This window comes from Methylomonas sp. HYX-M1 (assembly GCF_040741385.1).
GTDB lineage: Bacteria > Pseudomonadota > Gammaproteobacteria > Methylococcales > Methylomonadaceae > Methylomonas > Methylomonas rhizoryzae.
Window position 1 is genome coordinate 4,422,286 of sequence record NZ_CP160405.1, and the last position, 26,182, is coordinate 4,448,467.

Consider the following 26,182-nt stretch of genomic DNA (forward strand, 5'->3'; position numbering starts at 1 on the left):
ACTCTTCGGATAGTCACTCGGCTAGCAAGCGCAACCCCGGAGGAAGGGCTTCGCCAAAGATTTGTTTTTCCTGGCTTTCGTCCAAGCGGCGAAATTCGGCCACCATTTCCTGCCACGAAACCGGCGCCTTTACCTGCCTGAGTCGCTCCAACACCCGTCCGCGCATAGCATCGTCTATATCCCATAACCTATCGTTACAGCGCCGGGCCAGTAAGCTTGCTGCAAAACCGGCTTGCGGCTGTTTTTTCCAATCGGTTTGCAGAACTTTTTGCAGCCAGTTTTCCACAACAGCGGGCAAAATCGCGTCGTGCTGATTGCCGTGAAACAAGACGCGACCGCCTATGCGGCCTAAAGCCCACCAACTCGTATCGGGCTCACCGGCTTTGCCTAGGCGACTCAATATCCATTCCCCCAGTTGAATTTTATGGCAGGACGGCAAACGCTCCAACACGGCAGCCAAGCGAACAATGTCTTCATAGCCGCGCACAGCGAGTTGTTTGGTCACTGCACTTTGCCGGGCACTCGCGGGATTAATAAATTTAGAAATATCTTCGAACAGTTTTTGTTGTGCTTCGGTCGGTAAGCCACCGGATACCCTGCGCCAAAAAGTCCACCATTCGGTCCAGTTTTGCTTTTCGTTAACGAATTGGATGCCTTCCGGATATAGCTTCCAAATTTGTTCGATACGCCAATCGTCCAGCGGATACCCAAAGCCGGGCCTTAGGCAAAACCCGGTCAGGCTCAGCCACAGTCTTTCATGTTGCTCGCTACGACGACGGTATTTTCCGCCCTCCAACAATACGCCGAATAATTCGCGCAACAGCGGCGTCTGCCAATCCGAACGCGGCAAAGCCAACACATTTTCTAAATCGAGCCGCAAAGTTTTTACTGCTTGCGGGCTAACCTGTTTTGATTTGGCGCCGAAAACGGCCTGTATCTTTTCCAAAGCTAACGGCAATTGAGCCGGCAAGTCGGCTGTTCGTGAGAACGAGGGTTGTTTACGGATTTGAAATTCCACATCCCATCGCGCGTCGGCGTTTTGCAACGCAACGCACTGCAAGTGCAACGTGCCGACTTCGGTGTAAGTCGCCGCCAGTTGCACCGCGATTTCCTGTTTTTGCTCACCTTCGAAGGCTACCGCCAATGGCGGCAAATCATGAAAATGTTCGTCGTCTAAAGTTACGATATCGCCTGGATGTTGCATGCTGTCGCCGCTGGCGGACAACAAATGGAATCGTACCGGTTGACCGATCTTCAGCGCAAAATGCCGGCCGGGGAGTATGATTTCCCGGCCTTCCTCACTACCTTTCGGTAATACGCACACCCCTTGCCGAACTTCGTTGTCTTTGTTGTCGATCAGTAAAAAATAACTACGCGCACAGCCGCCGCCAATCTTGAGCGTTTTCTCGCGCCTAGCCAATGCATAGCATACGGCACCATAGGCTACCGCTAATTCGGGATGTCGGTTCTCCAACACCAACGGCGGATTTTCATTACGCCAGTAGGCAAGCAGCCCGGTTATTCTGCTAACCATGGCCGAGCTACGAAACACCCCGCCGTTAAGCAACAACGCATCCGGCACTATGTCATCACTTTGCAATGCCGAACGGGCAGCTTGGGCGTGGGCATGCAAAAAGGCGGCAATGTGTTTGCTGATAGCCGGCTCGGCGGCATAAGGCAGGCCGAACTCAACTACTCCGCTACGTTTTCTATCCGGCCATTCGCCGAGCGAAGACAATGGTAAGAAACCGTCTAATGCGAGACGCTCCACCTCTACGCGTTCGAGTAATGTCGACTTGCTGCCGCCAATCAGTTTAGAACCGCTACCCAGCAGGGTCACCGGCAGTTGCGTTGGTGCATCGTCGGTCAACAAGGCTTCTTTAACGATCCGGCATTGCTCCAACAACTGAGATAATTCCGCGGTGGAGAGCTTCTTATCTCCATGACGTAATCGGCCTTCAGCTAAATGGGCTAGCGCCAAATCGACGTTATCGCCTCCCAACATTAAGTGATCGCCCACCGCAATCCGGGTTAGCGTAGGCTCACCATCGCCGTACTCGATTTTGATCAAGGTAAGATCTGTGGTTCCGCCTCCCACGTCGCAGACCAACAATAATCGGCTCCCCGCTAAGGCCTCGTTCACCGTTCCGGCATGACGCCGTAACCAATCGTAAACAACCGCCTGCGGTTCTTCGAGCAAGCGGACGCCAACTAAACCGGCCGTTTTGGCCGCTTGCAAGGTTAACGAGCGCGCCGATTCATCGAATGAAGCCGGTACCGTGATGACCAGATCTTGATTTGATAACGGTGCATGCGGAAACTGCTGGCTCCAAACCGTAGATACATACTGTAAATAACTGGCACACGCTTGTAGCGGCGACACTTTAAAAACCGATTCGTCGCTACCCCAAGGCAAAATGGCCGCCGTTTGATCGACCGAAGGATGCGATAGCCAACTTTTGGCGCTCGTGACCAAACGACCTAAAGATTTAGAGCCCAACAGCCTGGCGGCTTCTCCCAATATTGCACCGTCTTCTGCAATTAGAAACCCGGCTTCAGCGCTAAATTCGCCCGGAGCCGGGTGATAACGGACGGAAGGCAACAACGGCCGCGTAGCAACCTCACCAGGGGCGACAAGTTGCGGAATTTCAAATAGCCGGATGGATTTATCCGGATCGTGGATGTCGGCGTAAGCCACTACCGTATGGGTAGTACCCAAATCGATGCCAACCAGAAAGTTCGGCTTTTTTGTGTTCAAAGTCTTGCCTATTTTTACTTACCGAAGCGCATATTGTAATTTACAAAAGCGCGATGGGTTGTTTTGACAGGCAATAACCCGAGGTAGCTTTCAACCGAAAAGGCATTTATTGCCCAAAATTTGGGGGGCGTTAAATCAATGACGCTAAAAACCCATTTTTCGCGACGGCAACGCAGCTCCGTTGGACGCCTATCTTTGAGTAGAAACTAATCAGGGAAGCGGATTGATACGAGTTCGAAAACTATCTGCCATTATAAGCGTGCAATGCTTGCTTGCCGCGCTCGAATGACTGCTGTTCGATTTTGAGTTGATCGCGGATTTGCTGAATACGCGCTTGGAACGCTTGGTCTTGAGATAAGACTTGTTGAATTAAGCCTTTAAATCCCGTAACGCATAAAGCTGGAATGGGGCCGGACTGTTGCCGTTCGAAATAAATCTGCCGAGCTTCTAATACAGATTGCAGGCCTTCCCAGTCCTTGTTCTCTATACGAGACTCAATTTGACGCGTAAAGTCTTGTAATTCCCTTTCACGCTGCTCCAACCATCCCTGTACGCTTACCGAACGATTAGCCAATGGCATCCCACGCTTCTTTTATATCGCGCATCAGTCCGGCCACTTCGTCCAATTTTTCGATACTGTTTTCCCTGCTGGCTTCTAACAAGCGCATATTCATATACTCGTAGAGCTGACGTAAATTCAAGGCAAGCTCCCCGCCTTGCTCCAAGTCTAAGGCCTCGTTTAAACCACCGACGATGCCGATGGCTTTAGAGATAAAAATACTTTTCCCTTCGACATCCCCATGATCCATTGCGCCTTTGGCGGAGTTTATCCGAGCAAGCAGGCCCTCCATCAGCATCTGAATAAGACGATGAGGGGTGTTTTCCTCCAGCCTGCCGGTATTGTGCATTTCGGCGTATTGCCGGGCACCCTTTTTTTGCGCATCGACGTACATGACAACCCCTTTAAGTTATAAATTGCTAATCCAGCTGCTTAAGAATGAACCGGTGGAATTGAATTGCCCCACGGTAACATCCATTGCCGTAAATTGTTTTAATAGCGCCGCTCGAAACGTCTCGGAACGGGCTTCCACATCAGCGAGGCGATCTTCGAGTTGCGCACTTCGATTGTTCAACGAAGTGGTCTGACTATCGATAGAGCCGCCCGATTGCAAAAACTGGTCAAGGATGTCATCCAAGCGGGTTGCGACACCATCGTCGGACGAAAAAACCTCGGCTACCGAGGATAAACTTGAATTCAACGCCGCTTCCATGTCGGTCTCGTCCAGGGACATGACGCCGCTTTTATCTATCGTCACGCCTATCATAGCCAGCGAATTGTAATTCCCGGACGCAGACGAAACGGAGGACGAAGTGTTCTGCCGAATTTGGCTGGTAACGAGTCGCAAAGTTGCATCGCCTATCAACGCTCCGTTCCCGGTACCGTCGTCACTACCGCCGTATTTTCCAAGCGCTGCCGTGGTGGAATGCAAGGCATTGTATGCCGACACAAAGCCACTGACCGCTTTACTGATTGCATCGGTATCCAGACTAACGTTCACATTGACCGTCGTACCGATTTCCGCTTTCTGTAAATCTAAAGTAACGCCTTGCAGCACGTCGCTAATCGAATTTGTACTCCGAGTGGCGGTTTGGCCGTCAACTTCGATGATCGCATCCAAGGCGGACGTTTGCTCGTCAAGGTTAGCGGAGAACAACTGCGACAATCCCGATGCGTCGCTATCGTTGCCGTCATCGTCGCTGCCGCTGACGGTAAAGGCATTCGTAGTCCCGCTATTTTTAGCGGTGAGTACCAGTTTAGAGATTGTTCCGGTACCGCTACCGTTGTCTACGTTAATGATGCTTGCAGTCACCGAGCTATTGTCGGACGAGGCATTAATGGCGTCGCGAATCCCGGCCAAAGTATTGTTGCTACTGTCGACGGTAATGTTAAACGATGAACCGCCGGTAGTTGCAAAGGTTAATGTTCCGGTACCCACGGTAGCGGACGAACTAGCGAATTCAGTATTGGAAATGGATTTTTGCGCTTTGGCCAATTGTTTGACTTCCACGGCATAATTTCCGGCCACAGAACCGGACGAGGCAGTGGCCTTAACGATGCTCTCGTCCGCAGACGAGCCTGCATGGGTTTTGAACAGGGTGTCGTCCTTCAATTTGGCAACAGCCGTTTGAAACGTGGATAACGCGCTTTTTAAGCTACCCAATCCGCTCAACCGCGTGCTAACGGCATCTTGCTGACGCGTTATCGCGTTGACCGCAGGCTGCTTCTCCGCCGCGGTCAATTGCGAGACCAGAGATTGAATGTCGATGCCGCTACCAAGACCTGTTGACGATACGATACTCATGGCTGCCTCCTAAAAACCCCACCTGCAATTTAAGCCCTATCCTGTATCATCGAGCCTTGATGACCATCCATTTCTTTCATGTGTTTGATAAAAGCCAACATTTCCTCGGACGGAATTTGCCGCACAAGTTCGCCGGTTTCGCTATCTACAATTTTGACCACCAATTCATTGGTAGTATCGTCGACCTTGAATTGCAGATTGCGCTTGACTTCTTGCAATAAAGCGTTTCCTTCGTCCGCAGCCTTTTTAACGTCTTCCAAAGGCGTCTTAGGGTTGGTTTTTTTATCGTCTTCCTGCTTAGCTTGAAAAGTCAATGGATTGGAACTTTCCGTCGGCGTAGAAGCAGGCGTAGGCGAAACAGACAACTGCTCGCCTTTAATTACGTCTTTACTTGAAGAACGGTCGTCGGTTTGCTTGTCGGCTTTCACAACAGTCACGGGAGATAACTTCACTACATTGGTAATCTCGCTGTTCATGATGTTCACCTTATACGTTTAGTAATCGGGAAGGTGCTATATACCATACCACCTTCCCATCAAAACTACCTCAGCAAACTGAGAACGGATTGTGTGGATTGGTTAGCTTGCGCCAACATCGCCGTACCTGCTTGTTGCAGGATTTGCGTGCGGCTCAAGTTGGAAGTTTCTATCGCAAAATCCGCATCTATAATCCGCGATCTGGCGGCGGATTGATTTTCAATAGACGACTGCAGGTTAGCAATGGTGGTAGTAAACCGGTTTTGGGTTGCACCCAAAGTCGATCTGAATGTATCGATTTTTTTGATGGCGCTATCGATAGCGGTAATCGCAGATCTGACGTTGTTGGAGGTAGCATTCGAACCGATCGACAACTTGGTGCCGAACAATGCACTCAAGCTAGTGACTTTTTCCAAGTCGGAGATGTTAACTGAAATTTGGTTGTCTGTTGCCGTATTAGCACCAACTTGGAAGTTAGCGTTTTTCAACGAACCGTTCAGAATTTTTTTGCCGTTAAACTCGGTGTTTTGAATGATACGTTTCATCTCCAAGCCGAGTTGTTTGAATTCGGTTTGCAGTTTCTGTCTATCACTCGACGATACCCCCGCGGTGTTGGCAGCTTGAACGGCCAAGTCCCGCATCCTTTGCAGCGTATCGGTAATATTTCCCATGCCGGCCTCAGCGGTTTGCGCCATGGAAATACCGTCGTTCGCGTTTCTCACCGCAACAGTCATACCGCGAATTTGCGATGTCATTTTGTCGCTGATAGCCAAGCCGGCCGCGTCGTCTTTAGCCGAGTTGATTCTCAAACCCGAAGACAAACGCTCCATAGAGGTCGATAACGACATATTGGTATTATTCAAGAACCGTTGACTATTCAACGATTGGACGTTTGTATTGATGACCATTGCCATGATATTACCCTCCAGATACCGAGAATGCGCGATTCTGCGGAAATGCCTTGTTTAGTTGACTTTAAGAAAAAAGGATTGTTTCAAACTCGCTGGTTTTATCGGCTTTGGTTTGGAGAACTTTAATCATCGAATTCAAAAATACTGGGCAAACTCGCCCTGCGCACGCAAAAAATCGGCTTCCCGGCCTATGTCCAACCAATAATCGTTGACCGCAAACATAGACACCGCCTCGCCTGCGGCGATTTGCCGGTTGAATAGGTCGGGCATATCCAGTTTTTTTTGCGCGGCGATGCTGTTTATCAAACTGTGATCCAATACATAAATTCCCGCGTTTGCCAAACAATGTTGCAAAGGCTTTTCATCGATACCAACGATACGCTGCTGATCCAGCCTCACAACTCCGTAAGGAATTTGATACTCATACTGCCGCACGCACATGGTCGCGATGGCTTGTTGCTCGTTGTGATACGCCAGCAGCCTGGCAAAATCGATTTGGGTAAGAATGTCGCCGTTCATCACGATCAACGGTACGTCCGGCAAGTCGGCCGGCAGCATACCGATGGCTCCGGCAGTTCCCATAGGCTCCAATTCGTCGATATAGACGATCGAAATGCCCCAACGACTACCGTCACCAAAATAGCGCTTGATTTTTTCGGCTTTAAAATGCACAGCGATATAAAACTGCCGAAAACCGGATTTGACGAAATTTTCGATAATGGTCTGCAGAATCGGTTTCCCGCCGATTTCCAACAAAGGCTTGGGGCAATCGTCGGTATAGGGCCGTAAACGTTTTCCAAAACCGCCCGCCATTAAAAACACCGGATTGGGGAAACACGGTTGTTTATACAAGGCTTGCAAAGATTCCAAGCGCACCACGCGGCCGCGTTCGTCGACCACAGGTAGTTGATATAAATGGTGTCCCTCCATCATTGCGATCAACTGGGTTTTACTATCCTGTAGCGTGGCGACTTTAGGCCGCTTATTCATCACGTCGCCGACGGCATGTTCCAGCGACAACCCGCGAATGAGCGCTCGGCGAATGTCGCCGTCGGTCACTACACCGATCAATTTTTCGTTGCCGTCTACCACCAAAGCAATTTGCAGCGCGCCGCGATCTATCACTTCCAGAGTGGTTCTGAGAGAAGTGTCCGATCCTATCACCACCTGTTGCCAATGCTGCTTCATTTCATGCTCTTAATAAATGTCTTGTATGCGCGCGCGAGCCGGATACACAATCTGGCGCACGCCGATATCGCGAGTTACTACGCTGCCGGCGCCGACGATACTACCCGCTCCAATCCGAATGCCTTGAATGATGACCGCCCCGGTACCGATATGCACGTTATTTCCGACCTCCACGTTGCCGCTCAGTACCGCTCCGGGTGCTACATGTGCATGGCAGCCGATCACGCAATCATGCTCGACTATCGCGCCGCTATTGATAATAGCGTTCTCAGCAATTACTGTGCCTGCCTGAATTATGGCGCCCGCCATCACTTGCGCTCCGGCGCGACACAAAACACTGCTTGCAACTATTGCATATGGATCTATCACCGTATCGAACCGATATTTTTGCGCCACGAACTCGTTATAGAGTTTTGCACGCAATCCACTATCTCTGGGCAAAGAACCGAGGCCATTAACCAATATCACGTCATCCACCGCGAACCGCGAGATCACGCTGTCGTCACCCAATACCGCGACATTCTCCCAACTACTACCCGGCGGACGAGCCGGATCGGTTATCCCTACGATCTCCCGGCCACCTCTACGCAAGGTTTCGAGCAGAACTTTTGCATGGCCTCCGCTCCCCAGCAAAATTATCCGTTGTCTCATTCGATTAAATCGTCAACGCGATAATCCCGTTCGCTTGTCCGGCCTAACAGCCGCCAATAATCCATCGGACTTCTACCGGTGCCGGGCCGCTTGAATGTCAAATTTTCGACGCCGAATGTTTCCCCTCGCCCAATCTCACGCGCCGCTACCACGCTTTTTCGGGCGACATCGCGCGTTTTCAATTCCTCCTTTTGCGGGGTTTTACGCGCCGAACCTAATGCGCTTTCCACACAGCGTATCGCAGCAACCATTTGTTTCAATTCCTCCGGCTCCAAGGAAACCTGATGGTCCGGGCCGGGTTGGTTGCGGTCCAGCGTGAAGTGCTTTTCGATCAATACCGCGCCGCGAGCTACTGCGGCAATCGGCACGGCCAGACCGACGGTATGGTCGGAATAGCCGACCGGCAATTCAAAGGCATGGGCCAAAGTATCCATGGCCTTTAGGTTTACGTGCTCGGGCGGTGTCGGATATTCACTGGTGCAATGCAGCAGCGTGACTTTTTGTTTCAGAATATCGTGACCCGCGCTATTTTCGTAAGCGAGGCGAAACCGCTCCAAACTCGGCGCCTCCCAGCCCAAATAACCGAAAGCCAAAACCCCTAATGCGGTTTCGACTTCGCCTAAGCCGGCCATACCGGTCGACAAAACCAGCTCTTTGCCGGTTTGGGCATGCGCCAATAAAAACGGTCCGTTGTTGATTTCTCCTGAGGGAATCTTCAAACGGCTCACGCCTACTTCGTTAGCCAAAAATACCAAGCTGTCGAAATCGAAGGCCGTAGATAAAAACTCGATTCCGCGGCCGCGGCAGTAATCGCGCAATTCGTAATGAAATACCTGTTGCAATTCCAAGCCGCGTAACATTTCCAACTGGTTTTCGCGCGAACCCGTCGCTTGCTTTTGATAATCGGCTTTACCGGCCAGGGCCGTTGTGAGTTTTTCGGCTTTGAAAGTTTGAAACTTAACCGCATCCGCGCCTGCAGCAACGGCGGCATCTACCAGCTGAAACGCCGCTTTCGGCTTGCCGTTATGATTCACGCCGGCTTCGGCGATGATATACACGTGACTCATGCCTTCTCCCAATGTGGCAACAATAAAAAAGCCATCAATTAACACGCTAAGGTTAGCCTAATGTGAATCCGTCCGCATTTAAACCAAGACCTGCCATCCAGTCCCTGCCTGCGCCACCGTAGTTGTCGCCAACTGATAAACAAGTAACGACTAGACTAATAGAACTTTGCTTTTTTCAGCGCTAAGTCGTTTGACCTTAGCATGCCAAATACGCCACTTCTCCATTGCATGCATGAAAATTCGTCAACCTGTTACACGCAGTACAAAGCGATCCGCTTGCCGCCCAAATGACGCTCTGTTTACGGGTAAAACACGCGTTCCACTTTACCGCATGGGTATCTATGACTAGTCAAACTATAGATTTACATAGTGCAATTACCGCATTGAGCTGCGCGTTGGATTTAGTCGGATACGATGAAATCAAACACGGCAAAAGAGTAGCGATCATGGCTTTTCACATCGCCAACCATCTCGGCTGGCCCTATGACGAATGCTTGTCCATCATGCATTCCGGCATGTTGCACGATTGCGGCGTGGCGCAAATGCAAGAGAGGCATAATATTTTGAATGCTCTTGAATGGGCCGGCGCCGAGGCGCATGCCATTCGCGGTGCCCAATATTTACAGCAATGCCCGCCCCTCGCACAGTTTGCCGAAGAAGTGCGGTATCACCATACCCGCTGGGAACAACTGTTGACGCTGCCCGTAAGCGATCGTGTTCGGCTACGGGCCAACCTACTGTTTCTGGTCGATCGGGTCGACATGCTGTTGGTACCCTATTTAAATACCGAGCGTGTATTGACGGCCTGCACGGACATTCTGGCACAGTTGCAAGATTGCGCCGCCACCTTATTTTCGCCGCATTTATTGGATGCATTGACAGTAGTCGGGAAAAGCGAGGCATTTTGGCTGGCGATGGAACCGGACTATTTGGACGAGGATTTGCGCAGCCTGGGAAAAGACGTGGCGCCGGTTAGCTTAGATTTCCAAGCGCAACGCGAACTAGCCAGATTATTCTCCCGCGTGGTGGACGCGAAAAGTCATTACACGGAATTGCATTCCGAACGGGTAGCGGCAATTGCCAGGCAGCTTGCGCAGGATTTCGGTATTGCCGGAGCGGAATTGGAACAAGTCGAGATTGCCGGACTACTGCACGATTTAGGCAAGCTGCGCGTCTCCGAAAATATCATCGATAAACCCGGCAAACTCACGCCTGACGAACGGGCGAGCATGCAACGACATAGTTACGATACCTATCGCATTTTGCAACGGGTATTCAGCCAGTCAAAAATCCCGCTCTGGGCCGGATTTCACCACGAAAACCTGCGCGGCGAAGGCTATCCGTTTAAAACCGCCAGCGCCTCGCAAGACTTGGAATGCCGAATCATCACGGTAGCCGACATTTTTCAGGCTTTGATACAAACCCGCCCGTACCGGCGCAGCATGCCGTTGCCCGAAGCCCTCCAAGAACTGGAGCGGCGCGTGGCAGCCGGCGAATTGGATGCCGAGGTCGTGGAACGATTAAAGCTCAATGCCGAGTCGTATTATCGATTGGCTAACGGCTGATCCAGGCTAAGCGCTGAGTTATAATTGACGGCCGCATTTCGTGCCGCTTTTTCAACCTCATGTCCGACGATTATTTTCTTGAACCCGACTATGCCGTCGATTCCTTAAAAGTTCCCCCTCATTCTTTGCAAGCCGAACAATCGGTATTAGGCGGCTTGTTGCTCGACAATCAAACTTGGGACTCGGTCGCCGACAAGGTCAACGAGGTGGATTTTTATCGCCGGGATCACCAGCTCATTTTTCGGGCTATCGGTCAACTAGCCGAAAAGCAAGAACCGTTCGACGTCGTCACCTTATCGGAAATATTGGAGGCAACCGGAGAACTAAAAGATGTCGGCGGCTTGGCCTATCTGGCTTTTTTGGCCAAAGAAACGCCCACCGCCGCCAACATCGTGGCGTATGCCAATATCGTGCGGGATCGCTCGGTACTTCGGCAACTGATACATGTAGGAACCGAGATATCCGATTCGGCCTTTAGTACGGAAGGCCGGGAAACCGCCGAATTACTGGAAAACGCCGAACGCAAGGTGTTCGAGATCGCCGAACAGCGGCAACGCGGACAAGGCGGTTTTGCGTCGATAAAATCGCTACTGGCCAAAGCCGTCGATAAAATCGAAACCCTATACGAGTTGGACGGCAATATTACCGGCGCCAGTACCGGATTTACCGATCTGGACGAAAAAACCTCCGGCTTGCAGCCATCCGACTTGATCATCGTCGCCGGACGGCCGTCTATGGGCAAAACCACCATCGCGATGAACATGGCGGAAAACGTAGCCGTCAAAAGCGGCATGCCGGTAGCGGTATTCAGTATGGAAATGCCCGGCGAAGCGCTGGCCATGCGGATGATGTCCTCGCTGGGCCGCATCGATCAGCACAAAGTCCGCACCGGTAAATTAGACGACGACGACTGGCCTAGACTGACGTCCGCGATTAATCTTCTTGCCGAAACCAAGCTATTCATAGACGACACGCCGGCCTTAACACCAACCGAAGTGCGTTCGCGCGCGCGCCGCTTAACCCGCGAATACGGCCAACTCGGCTTAATCGTGATCGACTACTTACAGCTCATGCAGTCACCGACTAGCGGCGACAACCGGGTACAACAAATTTCCGACATTTCCCGCGGACTTAAAGCATTAGCCAAGGAATTAAACACGCCGGTCATTGCCCTGTCGCAGTTGAACCGTAATCTGGAACAGCGCCCCAACAAACGGCCGGTCATGTCTGACTTACGAGAATCCGGCGCCATCGAACAAGACGCCGATTTAATCATCTTCGTGTATCGCGACGAGGTTTACAACGAGGATAGTCCGGATAAAGGCATAGCCGAAGTAATTATCGGCAAGCAGCGTAACGGTCCTTTAGGGACGGTACGCTTAACGTTTTTAGGGCAATACACCCGTTTCGAAAACTTTGCCGGCCATTATTCGGGAGACGGAGATTACGAATGACCCCGGCCGCATACGTCCGTTTGGATTTAGATGCCGTACGACACAATCTACATCAAGTAAAACGTTACGCACCTAACCACAAAATCATGGCGGTCATCAAGGCCAACGCCTACGGCCATGGGATCACGCGCGTAGCGAGAGCTTTGACCGAGGCCGACGGCCTAGCCGTTGCCAGATTGGACGAAGGCGTGCGCCTGCGTAAAGCCGGCATAACCCAGCCTATCACCGTATTACAAGGGTTTGTCTGCAGCGACGAGCTGCAGTCCATGCTGCAACACGGCTTGGACGCAGTCGTTCATACCCCCCAGCAAATCGAGCTTTTACAGCAACAATCGGCTCACAATGCCGGATTGACGGTCTGGTTAAAAATGGATTCCGGCATGAATCGCTTGGGTTTTAAAAACGCGGATTTCGCTAACGCCTATCAAGCCTTATTGCGTTGTTCAATTGTCGAACAGCCTGTCAATTTGATTACTCACTTTGCCAATGCGGACGATTTGCTGGACGACAAGACGCGTTGTCAAATCGATGTGTTTAACCGGGCTATCGAGGGTTTTCCCGGACAGCGTAGCATCGCTAACTCGGCAGGCATCATCGGCTGGCCGAACGTGATTAGCGACTGGGTAAGACCGGGGTTAATGCTGTACGGCTGCTCGCCGTTTGCCGGAAAAACCGGCACAGACTTCGGATTAAGGCCGGTAATGAGTTTACATGCCCGGGTAATTGCCGTAAAAAATGTCAGTGCCGGAGAGACGGTCGGCTATAGCGGAACCTGGCAATGTAAAGTCGATACCCGCATAGGGGTCATCTCGATAGGTTATGGAGACGGTTATCACCGCCATACCCGACCGGAAGCCCCCGTCTTGGTCAACGGGCAACGTGTACCGCTGATCGGCAGAGTTTCGATGGACATGATTACGGTAGACTTGACGAGCCAACCCCATGCCAGCCCCGGCGATCCGGTTACCTTGTGGGGGCCGGGGCTACCGGTGGAAGAAATTGCCCGCTACGCCGATACCATTCCTTACACCTTGCTATGCGGCATCACTCAACGCGTATACGTGGTTGAGCAATGAATTTCCGTGCCGTTTAATTCACATTCGCTCGCATCTTCAGCATTAAGGCCAAAATTGACAGCCGCCGAAGGGTAACTGTATATCGCAGGTCCATAAGCTTGACTGACATAAAATTGGCCGTCTTTTCCGATGGTTTTTGCGGCGATTGGATTGAAATAACTATGTATGCCGCGGTTAATTGCCGGGTCATCGTAGACAATTTCGACCACACGATTTTTAAGCATGGTTTCCGCTGTGATGTGATCTCCATGCGCATAGGCTACTGCGGAAGATAATGTAGCGGTTAAAACGATTGATGCGGTAATAATTACTTGCGTTTTCATGATAAGCCTCCATAAGCCACTGTTAGTATTGGCGGCCGATTCTTAATTTCGGTCTCACCAAGTTGGAGGCATTTTGCACCCATTTTATCAATCAATAAATTTGATAGTTTTTATGTTAAAAATAGAAAATATCAATTGATGCCCTGCCGCATTCACGAAAAACTCACACCATAAAACCCATCCCGTTATACACAACCCAATTCTAACGGTCGACTTATACGGCCAATCAGTGCGATACGCATGCGCCATACGCTGCAAAGACAGAAGGGGATGTAAAACTAACTTATTGTCGAAAAAAACTGCGCTGCCTGTCGAACACCCGTATCGCATTGGCCATTACCTGCGCAGCCGGCCCGGCTCCGGCAATCGCAACCGCATCAACCAGACAATACCAAGCCGCAACGCCGCTAGGCGGATTTCCTTGCGGCAAACTCGACGCCGGATCTATTTCCGCCCATGCCCACGTTCCCGCTGAAGTTCCGACAATTTCTAACCAAGAAGTAATAAAAAACGCCCCTAAATAAACCATCGGTGAGCGCCCTTTGAATAAATAGCCTAGAAACACTAGATATAAAACCGCCCCGATTACATCGAGCCTGCCTACACCGCTTAACCCCCATACCACCCACACAGCACATACCGCAACTACAAATACGGCAATACGCCGTGCATGTTGTTGAAATAAGCCGGATCGCCCTAATGCGACCGCAGTCAAATAAACCAGTCCATGTCCGGCAGGTACATAAGCAGGCACATTTTCGAAACGGTACACATAGCCTTTCATATATACCGAAGCGAAATACTCACCTATCAGCGCAAAAGACACGGCCACCGCAACCTGCATTCTCACATACCCGGATTCGCCTCGCAGAAATGCCAACAGGAAAATCCAACCGCATAACGCCAACACATACTGCATGAACTTTGGCGTGAAGCCGTCCAACGTCAGGCAAATGGTGGTGGCTATAAACGTGAAGCCGGCGATGAAATAATCACGATAGCGATGTACGGCGACCGTATTTCTAGGTGGAAAATGTGGCAGTGAGAAATTAATCATAGTCGGGCAATTGTTTTGACAAATCACACTACTGCATACGCAATTACAAGATATCTAAGCACTTTCCCTATAGCAATCAATACCATCGAGCCGTAAAGCGACAATCTTAACCAACCCGCCGCAAAGCACAATCCATCACCCACAATCGGCAACCAAGAAAACAATAACGAGAAAATCCCCCAACGCTTGATAGTCGTCAGTGATTTCTGCCGCGAGCTATTCAATAACGCTTCCGAAGGATATTTGCGCGACATCCAGACGCCCAGCCAGAAAGTGGTCAAAGCGCCCAAAGAGTTTCCCACAGTAGCCACCGCTACCAAATCAGGCACCGAAAATTGCTTGCTCTTAACCAACAAAGCCAAAACGATTTCGGAACCTCCCGGTGCTAGCGTTGAAGAAACAAACGCACTAAGAAATAACCCCAATAACCCAAACGACTCAAACTGCATAATTCATTAATAAAAAAGCCCCTGAAACCGAAGGTTTCAGGGGCTTGATAGCAAGAACCTTATTTGTCAGGTAACGGAATAGCTTTTTTTCCGGTTAACTTTTTGATTAATTTTGCCAGCAGGTCGATTGAAGCGCCTATTGCTCCGGAAAGCCATTCGAAAATAGTTGCCACTACCTCGCCAGCACTCATTCCCTTGAAGCGTTTAGCTAATATCGGTCCAATAAAAATACCCACAACCAAGCCAACAATGGAAACTCCGGACAAAAAGCCGCTGTCATCAGCCACCGCCACATCCGAATTTGCGGCAGGTTTAACCGATGCTTTGGCCGCTGCCGCTACGGCAGCGGCAATGGCTGCCGCCTCTTGTTCGGCGAAAGCAGTCACAGAAAACGGCTTTCCACTATAGTCATCCGGAAACACGCTAGCGGTAACCCCGGGGATACTGGGCAAGTCTTCTCCCCCCTTCCCTACTTTTAATTGCGCCTTCATGCCTTTTTCCATATGTTGCGCAATATCGCAATGCACAAGATAGGTTTTGTCACCCGGCGGAAGAATTAGGGTACCTGTGACACTGCCGGGACCGCTGACTTCCAAATGAAACATACCTTTAGGATACAGGTATTTAGGCAACCCATGCATCATCCACTGATGCCGAATTTCATCCTCGTTAACGAAATGCACCGTCAACTTAGTGCAAGGCTCAAACTGAAATTCCTGTTGATCGAATGCCCACATTGTGCCGGGAAATTTTTCCGAATATTTGTGCCCGGCGCGAACGGTAATTTCTTTACTCGCCGCAATTTTATCGCAACCACCTGGCAAGGTATCAACATTCTGCCCCATAACCATTGCGCCATCCATATCCATTAAGTGGCCGTCGCCATGATCCATCATGTTGTTATGTTCCTGAAAATCTTTCGCGTAAACATTGGCAAACGATAGAATCCCAACTAGCGCGGCCATTGAAATGACTTTGAACATTGAAGCTAACCTCTGTCGTAAAGCGGCAGTAAAATTATGCAGGCTGAATCCGCCCAAAAATTCGTAAGCAAGGAATAACGAAAGAGAACGTTTACCCTAGTCCATCTCTGGACAAGGTAAACGCCGTTTAGTTTAGAACTCTTTTGCTTTGCCAAGCAAACCATCAACCTTTTGCTTGAATCCGGCATGAGATAAATAAGCGATATAAAGCCCGGCGAACAGAACCAAGGCGTAAAGCCCGATACTGCCTTTGCTGGCAGGCTGCCCTGCGCCGGCCTTGAAGCTCATGTGAGCATCCAAGCGCTCGCCATTGTCTTGCAGCAAAGTAATGTGTATTAAATATTTTCCGGCCTCAGAAACCCCGTTTGACAGATTCAATATAACGGTGCCTGACTTATGTTTTTGCGGTTCTTGATAAAAAACCCGGGTACCTTCCGGCTCTTTGGTTACCTCAAACTCTATCGCCATATTTCTATAACGTTGGTCCTGATAGTCAAAAACCAACTGTATCAACGAGTTTAAGTCCGGGATATTGCCGCAAAACTCTTCAGCCGGATAGGCTTTAGGCTGATAAGCCGTATAATGGATCCAGTGGTCTTTTTCCAATTCGAATTTGCATTGATCGGTATCAGTCCCGGCGGCACCGCCGTGCGCCAATACAGTTGAGGAAAAAATTAGCCCTAAGAGACCTAGGAAAACATTTCTTACTTGTCGAATTGTCATCATAATTACCCTTCCCGAAGTTGTTAATTTTTATATCCACGCTCTCGGCATGGTGGATTTGCCATGAGCGCAGCACTGGCAAAAGCGCGCCCACTCTAGCACATCGCCCTAGGCAAATAAAGGCAATACTCATCATCAGCAAGGTATTCGCTAGCCCATGTATTTTTTTGTCAACACCACAACACAATCCTTATAATATGTAGGTTATCCTTTCCGCTACACAGCAACAACTCTCCGGTTTTCTGAACTGTCACTAGGCTCAAGGCACTCAAAACATATGTCCAGTCTGATCAAGTCCGCCGAATGGAACGCCGTCAAGCAACATCACCAAGAAGTTGCCGGCAAATTTTGCATGAAAGAGGCGTTCTCCAAAGACCCGCACCGATTCGAAAAGTTTTCGATTGAATTTAACGATTTGCTATTCGATTTTTCTAAAAACCTCATCACAGAGGAGACGATTCCGCTGTTAATCAATCTGGCTAATCGAGCAGAATTGCATGAGAAAACCGAAGCGATGTTTTCGGGCTCGATTATTAACACTACGGAAAAACGTGCTGTACTGCATACGGCGTTGCGCAATAGGGGCAACGACCCTGTCTATTTCCGCGGCAAAGACGTCATGCCGGAAATCAATAAAGTACTGGAAAAAATGCGGGAATTTACCGAAAAAGTACGTTCGGGCGCTTGGACCGGCTACACGGGAAAACCCATAACCGATATTGTCAATATCGGCATCGGCGGATCGGATTTAGGCCCGAAAATGGTCGATACCGCCCTCACACCCTACGGTAAAGAATCTTTAAAAGCGCATTTTGTCTCCAACGTCGATCAAACCGACATTGTCGAAACGTTGAAACAGTTAAACCCTGAGACCACGCTATTTCTCATTTCGTCAAAAACCTTCACCACACAGGAAACCATGACCAATGCGCGCTCGGCGCGGAATTGGTTTTTAAATACTGCCAAAGACTCTGCGCACATTGCCAAGCACTTCATCGCCATCTCGACCAACGTAGCAGCGGTGAAAGAATTCGGTATAGACCCGGACAATATGTTCGAGTTTTGGGACTGGGTTGGCGGCCGTTATTCGCTTTGGTCCGTTATAGGTATGTCCATAGCACTCTATATCGGCATGGACAATTTCGAAGAATTATTGATGGGCGCCCATTTAGCGGATGAACATTTCCGCAATGCGCCTTTCGAGCAAAACATTCCCGTAATCATGGGGTTACTGGGCATTTGGTATAACAACTTCTTCGAAGCTGAAACCTATGCCATCTTGCCTTACGCACAATCGTTAAAATTCTTCGCCGATTATTTCCAGCAAGGCGACATGGAAAGCAACGGTAAGAGCGCCACGATTAACGGAGAAAAGGTCGATTACAACACAGGCCCCATCATTTGGGGCCAACCGGGCACCAACGGGCAACACGCTTTCTTTCAGCTGATTCACCAAGGAACCAAGTTAGTACCTAGCGACTTCCTTGCGGCGGCGCAAAGCCATTATGACCTGCCCGATCACCACGACATCCTGATCGCAAATTTCTTGGCACAAGCCGAAGCGCTAATGCTTGGTAAAACCGAAGAAGAGGTTAGAAAAGACTTAAGCCACGAGCCCAATCTGGACGACGCTTTAATTGTATCTAAGATATTTGACGGCAATCGGCCATCAAATACGTTTCTATTTAAGAAACTGACGCCAAGAACGCTCGGGATGTTAATCGCCTTTTACGAACATAAAATTTTCGTTCAGGGCGTTATCTGGAATATCAATTCCTTTGATCAAATGGGCGTAGAGTTAGGCAAGGTTTTAGCGAAAGCCATTTTGCCGGAATTAAAGCATGATGAACCGATCCACAGCCACGATTGCTCGACTAACGGCCTAATCAACGCTTACAAAAAATTGCGAAACTCTTGACGCCGATTCTACCTCTTTAGATTTACGCATCATCCTGGAAAATTTGATAAAGAAAGCGCTCGGTACCGCCGACCACGATAGACAAATCGCCGGATTGACATATGTTTATCCGGTGATTTCCCGCCGTTCCGGCGGACTCTCGATAGGCATTAACTTCAACCCCAATAATGCATGCAACTGGCGCTGCATTTACTGCCAAGTTCCCGACCTGAAACGCGGCTCAGCCCCCATCTTGGATATAGAAATACTTCGCTCGGAACTGGAGCTTTTATTAGATGACATCATTTCCGGCGAGTTCTACGAGCGCTTCGAAGTGCCGCCGGAAGCGCGGGAGATCAAAGACATCGCACTATCAGGGAATGGCGAACCTAGCAGTTTGACTAATTTTCACGAAGCGGTCAGCACAATTGCACATACAGCAAAAAACAAGAAGATATTTCCCGCATGCAAATTCATATTGATTACCAACGGCAGCTTGCTGCACAAACCCAACGTTTGCCAAGGCCTAGTTTGCTTGGCCCAAAATAACGGAGAAATTTGGTTTAAGCTGGACAGTGCCACGACAGAAGGACGCCGCCTGCTCAACAATAGCAGGCAAAGTCGCAAACACCTCGTTAATAACTTGAAGATCGCCAGCGAACACTGCCCGACAAAATTGCAAACTTGCATGCTGCATTACGGCGATGCTTGGAGCAATGATGAGAAAACGGCTTATCTTTCGCTGCTAACCGAACTACAACGACAAAACATCTCCATTCGCGGCGTTATGCTGTATAGCCTTGCCCGCCCTTCACTGCAGCCTGAGGCGCCATCGCTAGACAAAGCATCCGAATTGGAAATAAAGGCCTTCGCTGCTGACATCGAAAAACTAGGGTACGACGTCAGCGTTAATGGTTAGACTTTTATATCCAATAAACTGCCTACCGTTTTTTCATGGGATTTAATTACCTTTGCGGCCGCCGAGGTTTCCAGTTCCGCCTCTTTTAAACTCAGAACAGGTTTAAATAAATCACCTGAGCTGAATTGTTCGGCGGTTCCAACTTCTTGTTTATCGACAGGCAGCCGAGCAATGGTATTGGCGGCGTCATTTGCTCTTTGCTGCGTAGTACTAATCAAATTAGTGACGCTGGAAAATGTATTGATGTTCATGACGGCCTCCGCGAGATTTCTCTACCCGAACTCTATCTTAACCCTAAGAGCGGCGGCAATAAATTAAATTCCATAGCCCATCGCCACCGATTTGTCCTTAGTATCACAATACGCGCTAATTTTTCTTGGCAAACACCTTGGTAAATCGCTCTTTAACGTAAGGATAACCCACTTGCAACCACTGCCTCCACAAAGCGCTTAAGCCCGATTTGCACATACACCACAGCCGTCCGCTGATAGACAATGCACTATCGCAACCTATGCGCTGCAACCTAGTTTCGACGATAGTGCTCCAATTCGGCCGACGATGACCTTGCGAATCGATAAACACCTTCTCAAACATCCACATTTCCAACACGGAAACCGTCCACATAAACGCAAACGAAATAGCCATGCCTGCACCGGCGATTATTACCAGAATCGCAAACATAGGATGTAATTTGGTTAACCACCAAGACAAAATATCCACCAGCAAAAACACATAAGGCATACCGATTGCGATCGACTTGTATTTGACGGTGCTGGTTTCGGCAAAACTGAAAATCAATCCGACGAACATAAAAATAAAACTAATCCCGAACAAATGGATATGCGACACCCTCGTCAAGGAACCGAAGGTCGCGCCTTCGTCTTGCCGAGATAATTCGGTCAATACTTTAAAATCATCGAAATTGGGCAAGCCGCTTTCCTTGTTATGGCACATCACGCAACGTTCTTTGATGATATTCTGAACACCTGATTCGACGTAATCATCTTGGTCTGCGCCGTCTCGAACCCACTGAATAATCTGAAACCGTTCTTGCTCCGAAGCGTTTTCCTTCATAGAGCCGTTTAATTTAATCTCCAATGTGGTCCCGGATCGGTTTCCATAGTAACTGTAAACAATGTCGTCTATAGACAATCCGAACTTGCCGTCCGCCATTCCGTGAGTGAATAAAATTTGAATCAACGCAACCAAATACCCCACCGCCACGGTGGAGAGATAGCCGGTAAACAATACTTTCACTGGGACGTCAAGGTCTTGTAACGATGAAAATTCGCGCGCCATAGCTTCGGGGAGGGTAGTTAGGAAGGGTAAGCTCGATTATAGCGCCGCAACAAAATAAGTAACTATGTTAAAAGCCGGGTTAAGGGCAAAAAAAAGGCCCTCGCGAAACCGGAGGGCCTTTTCCGCGGAGTGAGTAGTCCTTATTTGGGCTGTACGTTAGCCGCAGTCAAACCTTTAGGTCCTGTCTCAATGTCAAACTCTACCGCTTGTCCCGGAGACAACGTTTTAAATCCATCGCCCAAAATTACCGAGTGATGGACGAAAACATCCTCGTTGCCCTCCGAAGGTTCGATAAAACCGAAGCCTTTGGTATTGTTGAACCACTTGACTGTGCCTGTTGCCATTTTAGAGCTCCTACTGATTAATACTGTTCACCGCGCAGAAAATAACATTGATAGCCGGCCGGAATAGGCTTTGGTGACATTCAACATCGTTATCTGAGCCGACTAATTGTACTGTTATTTATTCGGCAACGCTACTCGGCCCCAGTAGCGGCAACGGTTTCAGCGCGTTGGCTGCCTTTCCGGCCGAAATCAACCGGCCAATTTTCGGCAATACGGAATAGTGAGCGACCCGATCTAAAAATAAAAACAACAAGCACAATTCGCAACAAACACGTCGAGATAACGTCGCTCATTGCCGAGAAATTTGTCGTTAATGGCTTTCATTTCATGGCCGCATCCCTCTTGAAAACATATAAGTAACGCCTTATATCGGTGGCAACACTATTCATCCTAAGAGGCCTCACCATGCGAATGGACAAACTCACCAGCAAATTCCAACAAGCACTCGGCGATGCGCAAAGTTTGGCGCTGGGCAAAGACCACCAATTCATCGAACCTTTACACGTCATGCTCGCCCTGCTGGATCAGGAAGGCGGCAGCATAAAGCCTTTGCTTCAACAAATCGGTGTGCAGGTCAACGCCCTTAAAACCGATTTAAACAAAGAAATTGACCGTCTCGCCAACGTTAGCGGAGCCGGAGGAGACGTACAGATTTCCAACGAACTTTCGCGCACGCTAAATTTGACCGATAAACTCGCGCAAAAGCGCAAAGACGCTTACATATCCAGCGAACTCTTTCTGCTTGCCTCTCTGGAAACCGCCGGCACCCTACAAAACGTATTGAAACGGCACGGAGTCGTCGCGGCTGCCGTCGAGCAAGCCATCCTGAACATGCGCGGCGGACAATCGGTTAACGACGCTAACGCCGAAGACCAACGCCAAGCCTTGAAAAAATACACCATCAACCTGACCGAGCGCGCGGAACAAGGAAAACTGGATCCGGTTATCGGCCGTGACGACGAAATTCGCCGCACCATCCAAGTGCTGCAACGCCGCACCAAAAACAACCCGGTACTGATCGGCGAACCGGGCGTCGGCAAAACCGCCATCGTCGAAGGCTTGGCGCAACGCATCGTCAACGGCGAAGTGCCGGAAGGCATAAAAGGCAAACAACTGCTGTCGCTCGATATGGCGGCACTGATCGCCGGTGCTAAATTTCGCGGCGAGTTCGAGGAAAGACTGAAAGCCGTTTTGAACGACATCGCCAAGCAGGAAGGCCAAGTGATTTTGTTCATCGACGAGTTGCACACCATGGTCGGCGCCGGTAAAGCGGAAGGCGCAATGGATGCCGGCAATATGTTGAAACCCGCTCTTGCCCGCGGCGAACTGCATTGCGTAGGCGCCACCACCCTGGACGAATACCGCCAATACATCGAAAAAGACGCCGCACTGGAACGTCGCTTTCAAAAAGTGTTAGTCGACGAACCCAATGTCGAAGATACCATCGCCATCTTACGCGGCTTAAAGGAGCGTTACGAAATCCATCACAGCGTCGATATTACCGACCCGGCCATTGTAGCCGCCGCTACGCTGTCCCACCGTTATATTTCCGACCGGCAACTGCCGGACAAAGCGATAGATTTGATAGACGAAGCTGCCAGCCGCATCCGTATGGAAATGGACTCCAAACCGGAATCTATGGATAAGCTAGACCGGCGACTGATCCAGTTGAAAATCGAGCGCGAAGCGTTGAAGAACGAAAACGATGCGGCATCCAAAAAGCGTTTGGAAATATTGGAACAAGACATCGGTGAACTGGAAAAAGAATATTCCGATTTAGAAGAAATCTGGAAAGCGGAAAAAGCCGCATTACAAGGCACGGCCACCATCAAAGAACGCTTGGAACACGCCCGGCTGGAACTGGAAGCCGCGCGCCGCGGCCAGGACTATACCCGCATGTCCGAACTGCAATACGGCGAAATCCCGAAATTGGAAAAAGAACTGGACCTGGCTTCGCAAGCGGAAATGCAGGATAAAACGCTGCTACGCAGCAAAGTCACCGAAGAAGAAATTGCCGAAGTCGTTTCGAAATGGACCGGTATACCGGTTTCGAAAATGATGGAGGGAGAACGGGAAAAACTGCTACGCATGGAAGACGAACTCGGCAAGCGCGTGGTCGGACAAACGGAAGCATTAAAAGCCGTCAGCAACGCCATCCGCCGCTCGCGCGCAGGTCTTGCCGATCCCAACCGCCCTAACGGTTCATTTCTGTTCTTAGGCCCGACCGGCGTCGGCAAAACGGAGCTCTGCAAAGCCCTAGCCGCATTCATGTTCGATACCGAAGAAGCCATGATCAGGATAGACATGTCGGAATTCATGGAAAAACACTCAGTTGCCAGACTAATAGGCGCCCCTCCAGGGTATGTGGGGTACGAAGAAGGCGGCTATTTAACCGAGGCAATCAGACGCAAACCGTATTCGGTCATCTTATTGGACGAGATCGAGAAAGCTCATGCCGACGTATTCAACGTCTTGTTGCAAGTATTGGACGATGGCCGCCTTACCGACGGTCAAGGCCGCACGGTAGACTTCAGGAATACCGTCGTGGTTATGACTTCCAACCTGGGTTCCCATGTCATACAAGAGCTCTCGGGAGAGGAAAACTATGCCACGATGAAGGAATCGGTGATGGAAATCGTCGCCCAACACTTCCGCCCGGAGTTTATCAACCGCATCGACGAGGCCGTGGTGTTCCATCCTTTGGGCAACGCGCAAATCCGAGCAATATGCGAAATTCAGATCGAACTGTTACGTCGGCGGCTGCAAGAAAAAGACATGGGGCTGGATATTAGCGAAGCGGCCTTGGATTTGCTCGGCGAAGCCGGCTACGATCCGGTCTATGGCGCAAGACCGTTAAAACGCGCCATCCAAAAGCAATTGGAAAATCCGCTAGCTAACGCCATATTGTCCGGCCATTTTCTGCCCGGAAATATCATCAGGGTAGATAAAGCCACAGACGGCTTGACGTTTAGCAAATAACTGCGCCTTGAGGGGCGGCAAACGGACCGCCCCTTTCTTCGGCCTTTAGCAACCGAACTATTCCGCGCCGCCCGGCCATTGTAACGAGTTAAGCCGGAATAATCACGGCCCTGCCCGGGCCCTCCCCCCCAAATTTGCAAAAGACAGTCCAAAGCCGTTACCTATTGCTTGGAATGCGTCAATCGATCCGCTTACAATGATAGCGTACGCCATGTATCCGAACTTTCGCTAACCCGCCTATTGCTTGGGCTAACTATTTGATTAGGGTTTTTAATGCTCCTTAAGAAACTGTGGCCCTTCGGCAAGAAAAAAGCATCGTCGCGCGATTCTTCCGCGGTTACTTACAGCGTACCCGAGAGAGTCTATACGCCCACAGCACACTTGGCTATCGGCATGTACATCATAGAATTGGACCGCCCTTGGTTGGAAAGCCCTTTTAAATTCCAAGGGTTCGAATTGACGTCCGAGAACGACATCCGCGCGGTTCAGGAAGTATGTAGCTATGTATACATAGACACGACTCGGCAGCGCGCAAAAACCAGCAAACCAACACCGCCACCCACTCCCTATCGCGAACAGTCGGATTTCGAAATCTCCGACCCTCCGCCGAAATTGGGAGAGTTCAGCCAAGAAATCCGGCGCGCGGAGTCGGTGCATAAGGAAGTGGGTATGTTGGTGTCTAACTTTATGGAACGCATCGCCCGCGGCGAAGGCGTGGATGCCAAATTGGCCAAGGCGGCTGTGGCGGAGTGCGTCAATAGCGTATTGCACTCTCCGGACGCCTTCCTATGGCTAAGTCAACTAAAAAATCGCGACGAATACACGTCTCAACACAGTTTGAATGTTTGCGTGCTGTCGATTGTATTAGGCAGGCAAATCGGCTTATCGGTGGCGAATCTCAACAATGTGGGTTTGTGCGGCATGATGCACGATATGGGCAAGATGCTGATTCCCCTGCAGATATTGAACAAGCCCGGAAAGTTGGAACCGGACGAATTAGCGATCATGCGTTCTCACACCACGTTGGGCCGCGAACTATTGGCATCCAGCCACGGCATGTTCCCGGGCGCAGTCACTACCGCGTTATCCCATCACGAAACCTTAAACGGCCAAGGTTATCCGAACAAAATCAATCACACCGGCTTGCCGTTGTTTACCCGCATCGTCACGATTGCCGATATTTACGACGCAATTACTAGCGACCGGGTTTATCAAAAAGGCAGGACCCACCTGGAAGCCACCAATGTGTTGTCGAATTTGAGCGGCCCCCAATTGGACGAACGCTTGGTGATTAAATTTATCGAGGCGCTAGGCGTCTATCCTCCCGGCTGTATCGTGATGATGACGAACGGCGCCGTCGCCATCGTAGTAGAAGTGAACGAGACGGTCAGACTCAGGCCGAAAATTATTTTATTACGAGACCCGCTCGGTCAACCGGTTGCGGAGCAAGTCATTAATCTGGCGGAAATGCCCTTGGACGAATTAGGCAAGGTATTAACCATTAAAGGCATAGTCAAAGCCCAGGATCACGATATTGACATTAGCAAATACTATCAGCAAGGCATTCTGCAAAAAGGCTTTGCCCATTCCGCTTAAACACATCGTATTGCCCCCGTAGAAAAAGATAACCGAAGAGTCAAAGTCGTTGCCTCATATTAGAGTTGTTTTGCTCGACATGAGGATTGTCGTTTTTCTGTAAG

Annotated in this window: 24 protein-coding genes; 7 read left to right on the forward strand and 17 right to left on the reverse strand. The window is 50.0% G+C overall.

Annotation, left to right across the window (positions count from 1 at the left end):
- Positions 1-13: 13 nt before the first annotated feature.
- The 9 genes from AB0A83_RS19870 to neuB all read right to left on the reverse strand — a co-directional run bounded on the left by AB0A83_RS19870 (position 14) and on the right by neuB (position 9,414).
- Positions 14-2,758, reverse strand: coding sequence for an Hsp70 family protein (locus AB0A83_RS19870; RefSeq protein WP_367155020.1), 2,745 nt, complete (start codon positions 2,756-2,758; stop codon positions 14-16).
- Between the two features lie 241 nt (positions 2,759-2,999).
- Positions 3,000-3,338 carry a flagellar protein FliT gene (fliT, locus tag AB0A83_RS19875; protein WP_367155021.1) on the reverse strand — a complete coding sequence of 113 codons (339 nt, stop codon included), beginning with the start codon at positions 3,336-3,338 and terminating at the stop codon, positions 3,000-3,002.
- On the reverse strand, positions 3,325-3,711 hold the full coding sequence (gene fliS, locus AB0A83_RS19880; RefSeq protein ID WP_150051505.1) for a flagellar export chaperone FliS: 387 nt from the start codon (positions 3,709-3,711) through the stop codon (positions 3,325-3,327). The genes fliT and fliS overlap by 14 nt, the downstream gene beginning before the upstream one ends.
- A gap of 15 nt (positions 3,712-3,726) precedes the next feature.
- Positions 3,727-5,121 (reverse strand): flagellar filament capping protein FliD, encoded by a 1,395-nt coding sequence (gene fliD, locus AB0A83_RS19885; protein ID WP_150051507.1) that lies wholly within the window; start codon positions 5,119-5,121, stop codon positions 3,727-3,729.
- A gap of 29 nt (positions 5,122-5,150) precedes the next feature.
- Entirely contained in the window at positions 5,151-5,597 is a 447-nt protein-coding gene (locus tag AB0A83_RS19890) for a flagellar protein FlaG (protein WP_367155023.1), read from the reverse strand.
- Between the two features lie 65 nt (positions 5,598-5,662).
- A complete protein-coding gene (locus AB0A83_RS19895; RefSeq protein WP_150051511.1) occupies positions 5,663-6,511 on the reverse strand; it encodes a flagellin in 849 nt (282 codons plus the stop codon).
- A gap of 132 nt (positions 6,512-6,643) precedes the next feature.
- Positions 6,644-7,696: a nucleotidyltransferase family protein gene (locus AB0A83_RS19900; protein ID WP_150051513.1), complete on the reverse strand. Its 1,053-nt coding sequence runs from the start codon at positions 7,694-7,696 to the stop codon at positions 6,644-6,646.
- 9 nt (positions 7,697-7,705) lie between these two features.
- Entirely contained in the window at positions 7,706-8,347 is a 642-nt protein-coding gene (locus AB0A83_RS19905; RefSeq protein WP_150051515.1) for an acetyltransferase, read from the reverse strand.
- On the reverse strand, positions 8,344-9,414 hold the full coding sequence (gene neuB / locus AB0A83_RS19910) for an N-acetylneuraminate synthase (RefSeq protein ID WP_150051517.1): 1,071 nt from the start codon (positions 9,412-9,414) through the stop codon (positions 8,344-8,346). Before neuB ends, AB0A83_RS19905 begins: the two co-directional genes overlap by 4 nt.
- Positions 9,415-9,755: 341 nt before the next feature.
- On the opposite strand from neuB, the gene AB0A83_RS19915 reads away from it, so the two are divergent.
- The 3 genes from AB0A83_RS19915 to alr are packed head-to-tail and all read left to right on the forward strand — an operon-like array spanning position 9,756 to position 13,509.
- A complete protein-coding gene (locus AB0A83_RS19915; protein ID WP_367155024.1) occupies positions 9,756-10,979 on the forward strand; it encodes an HD-GYP domain-containing protein in 1,224 nt (407 codons plus the stop codon).
- 59 nt (positions 10,980-11,038) lie between these two features.
- Positions 11,039-12,433, forward strand: coding sequence for a replicative DNA helicase (gene dnaB / locus AB0A83_RS19920; RefSeq protein ID WP_150051521.1), 1,395 nt, complete (start codon positions 11,039-11,041; stop codon positions 12,431-12,433).
- Entirely contained in the window at positions 12,430-13,509 is a 1,080-nt protein-coding gene (gene alr / locus AB0A83_RS19925; protein WP_367155027.1) for an alanine racemase, read from the forward strand. Before dnaB ends, alr begins: the two co-directional genes overlap by 4 nt.
- On the opposite strand, the gene AB0A83_RS19930 is transcribed toward alr, so the two are convergent.
- The 5 genes from AB0A83_RS19930 to AB0A83_RS19950 form a co-directional block, all read right to left on the reverse strand.
- The gene (locus AB0A83_RS19930; RefSeq protein ID WP_150051525.1) at positions 13,482-13,832 is read right to left on the reverse strand and encodes a hypothetical protein; all 351 of its coding nucleotides are present in this window, start codon (positions 13,830-13,832) and stop codon (positions 13,482-13,484) included. The two genes, alr and AB0A83_RS19930, sit on opposite strands and share 28 nt — an antisense overlap.
- A 283-nt stretch (positions 13,833-14,115) precedes the next feature.
- Entirely contained in the window at positions 14,116-14,889 is a 774-nt protein-coding gene (locus tag AB0A83_RS19935) for a hypothetical protein (protein ID WP_150051527.1), read from the reverse strand.
- A 23-nt stretch (positions 14,890-14,912) separates the two neighbouring features.
- Positions 14,913-15,338, reverse strand: coding sequence for a YqaA family protein (locus AB0A83_RS19940; protein ID WP_150051529.1), 426 nt, complete (start codon positions 15,336-15,338; stop codon positions 14,913-14,915).
- 59 nt (positions 15,339-15,397) lie between these two features.
- A complete protein-coding gene (locus tag AB0A83_RS19945) occupies positions 15,398-16,321 on the reverse strand; it encodes a copper oxidase (RefSeq protein ID WP_150051531.1) in 924 nt (307 codons plus the stop codon).
- A 132-nt stretch (positions 16,322-16,453) separates the two neighbouring features.
- Positions 16,454-17,047: a hypothetical protein gene (locus AB0A83_RS19950; RefSeq protein ID WP_150051533.1), complete on the reverse strand. Its 594-nt coding sequence runs from the start codon at positions 17,045-17,047 to the stop codon at positions 16,454-16,456.
- Between the two features lie 274 nt (positions 17,048-17,321).
- Here AB0A83_RS19950 and pgi point away from each other — a divergent pair, with 274 nt between their 5' ends.
- Together pgi and AB0A83_RS19960 are read left to right on the forward strand one after the other, a co-directional pair.
- A complete protein-coding gene (pgi, locus tag AB0A83_RS19955; RefSeq protein WP_150051535.1) occupies positions 17,322-18,962 on the forward strand; it encodes a glucose-6-phosphate isomerase in 1,641 nt (546 codons plus the stop codon).
- A 112-nt stretch (positions 18,963-19,074) separates the two neighbouring features.
- Positions 19,075-19,860 (forward strand): radical SAM protein, encoded by a 786-nt coding sequence (locus AB0A83_RS19960; RefSeq protein WP_332095601.1) that lies wholly within the window; start codon positions 19,075-19,077, stop codon positions 19,858-19,860.
- Here the strand turns inward: AB0A83_RS19960 and AB0A83_RS19965 are convergent.
- The 3 genes from AB0A83_RS19965 to AB0A83_RS19975 all read right to left on the reverse strand — a co-directional run bounded on the left by AB0A83_RS19965 (position 19,857) and on the right by AB0A83_RS19975 (position 21,503).
- A complete protein-coding gene (locus AB0A83_RS19965; protein WP_150051537.1) occupies positions 19,857-20,111 on the reverse strand; it encodes a hypothetical protein in 255 nt (84 codons plus the stop codon). The two genes, AB0A83_RS19960 and AB0A83_RS19965, sit on opposite strands and share 4 nt — an antisense overlap.
- 115 nt (positions 20,112-20,226) lie before the next feature.
- A complete protein-coding gene (locus AB0A83_RS19970) occupies positions 20,227-21,159 on the reverse strand; it encodes a hypothetical protein (protein WP_150051539.1) in 933 nt (310 codons plus the stop codon).
- Positions 21,160-21,299: 140 nt separating this feature from the next.
- A complete protein-coding gene (locus tag AB0A83_RS19975) occupies positions 21,300-21,503 on the reverse strand; it encodes a cold-shock protein (protein WP_150051541.1) in 204 nt (67 codons plus the stop codon).
- Positions 21,504-21,908: 405 nt separating this feature from the next.
- On the opposite strand from AB0A83_RS19975, the gene clpB reads away from it, so the two are divergent.
- On the forward strand, positions 21,909-24,482 hold the full coding sequence (gene clpB / locus AB0A83_RS19980) for an ATP-dependent chaperone ClpB (protein ID WP_150051543.1): 2,574 nt from the start codon (positions 21,909-21,911) through the stop codon (positions 24,480-24,482).
- 273 nt (positions 24,483-24,755) lie between these two features.
- Entirely contained in the window at positions 24,756-26,078 is a 1,323-nt protein-coding gene (locus AB0A83_RS19985) for an HD-GYP domain-containing protein (protein WP_150051545.1), read from the forward strand.
- Positions 26,079-26,182 lie beyond the last annotated feature (104 nt).

What these genes read in the sequence shown, in the direction of transcription:
- fliT (WP_367155021.1), bottom strand. Translation starts at nt 3,338, where the DNA reads ATGCCATTGGCTAATCGTTCGGTAAGCGTACAGGGATGGTTGGAGCAG.
- fliS (WP_150051505.1), bottom strand. Translation starts at nt 3,711, where the DNA reads ATGTACGTCGATGCGCAAAAAAAGGGTGCCCGGCAATACGCCGAAATG.
- fliD (WP_150051507.1), bottom strand. Translation starts at nt 5,121, where the DNA reads ATGAGTATCGTATCGTCAACAGGTCTTGGTAGCGGCATCGACATTCAA.
- AB0A83_RS19890 (WP_367155023.1), bottom strand. Translation starts at nt 5,597, where the DNA reads ATGAACAGCGAGATTACCAATGTAGTGAAGTTATCTCCCGTGACTGTT.
- AB0A83_RS19895 (WP_150051511.1), bottom strand. Translation starts at nt 6,511, where the DNA reads ATGGCAATGGTCATCAATACAAACGTCCAATCGTTGAATAGTCAACGG.
- AB0A83_RS19900 (WP_150051513.1), bottom strand. Translation starts at nt 7,696, where the DNA reads ATGAAGCAGCATTGGCAACAGGTGGTGATAGGATCGGACACTTCTCTC.
- AB0A83_RS19905 (WP_150051515.1), bottom strand. Translation starts at nt 8,347, where the DNA reads ATGAGACAACGGATAATTTTGCTGGGGAGCGGAGGCCATGCAAAAGTT.
- neuB (WP_150051517.1), bottom strand. Translation starts at nt 9,414, where the DNA reads ATGAGTCACGTGTATATCATCGCCGAAGCCGGCGTGAATCATAACGGC.
- AB0A83_RS19915 (WP_367155024.1), top strand. Translation starts at nt 9,756, where the DNA reads ATGACTAGTCAAACTATAGATTTACATAGTGCAATTACCGCATTGAGC.
- dnaB (WP_150051521.1), top strand. Translation starts at nt 11,039, where the DNA reads ATGTCCGACGATTATTTTCTTGAACCCGACTATGCCGTCGATTCCTTA.
- alr (WP_367155027.1), top strand. Translation starts at nt 12,430, where the DNA reads ATGACCCCGGCCGCATACGTCCGTTTGGATTTAGATGCCGTACGACAC.
- AB0A83_RS19930 (WP_150051525.1), bottom strand. Translation starts at nt 13,832, where the DNA reads ATGAAAACGCAAGTAATTATTACCGCATCAATCGTTTTAACCGCTACA.
- AB0A83_RS19935 (WP_150051527.1), bottom strand. Translation starts at nt 14,889, where the DNA reads ATGATTAATTTCTCACTGCCACATTTTCCACCTAGAAATACGGTCGCC.
- AB0A83_RS19940 (WP_150051529.1), bottom strand. Translation starts at nt 15,338, where the DNA reads ATGCAGTTTGAGTCGTTTGGGTTATTGGGGTTATTTCTTAGTGCGTTT.
- AB0A83_RS19945 (WP_150051531.1), bottom strand. Translation starts at nt 16,321, where the DNA reads ATGTTCAAAGTCATTTCAATGGCCGCGCTAGTTGGGATTCTATCGTTT.
- AB0A83_RS19950 (WP_150051533.1), bottom strand. Translation starts at nt 17,047, where the DNA reads ATGATGACAATTCGACAAGTAAGAAATGTTTTCCTAGGTCTCTTAGGG.
- pgi (WP_150051535.1), top strand. Translation starts at nt 17,322, where the DNA reads ATGTCCAGTCTGATCAAGTCCGCCGAATGGAACGCCGTCAAGCAACAT.
- AB0A83_RS19965 (WP_150051537.1), bottom strand. Translation starts at nt 20,111, where the DNA reads ATGAACATCAATACATTTTCCAGCGTCACTAATTTGATTAGTACTACG.
- AB0A83_RS19970 (WP_150051539.1), bottom strand. Translation starts at nt 21,159, where the DNA reads ATGGCGCGCGAATTTTCATCGTTACAAGACCTTGACGTCCCAGTGAAA.
- AB0A83_RS19975 (WP_150051541.1), bottom strand. Translation starts at nt 21,503, where the DNA reads ATGGCAACAGGCACAGTCAAGTGGTTCAACAATACCAAAGGCTTCGGT.
- clpB (WP_150051543.1), top strand. Translation starts at nt 21,909, where the DNA reads ATGCGAATGGACAAACTCACCAGCAAATTCCAACAAGCACTCGGCGAT.
- AB0A83_RS19985 (WP_150051545.1), top strand. Translation starts at nt 24,756, where the DNA reads ATGCTCCTTAAGAAACTGTGGCCCTTCGGCAAGAAAAAAGCATCGTCG.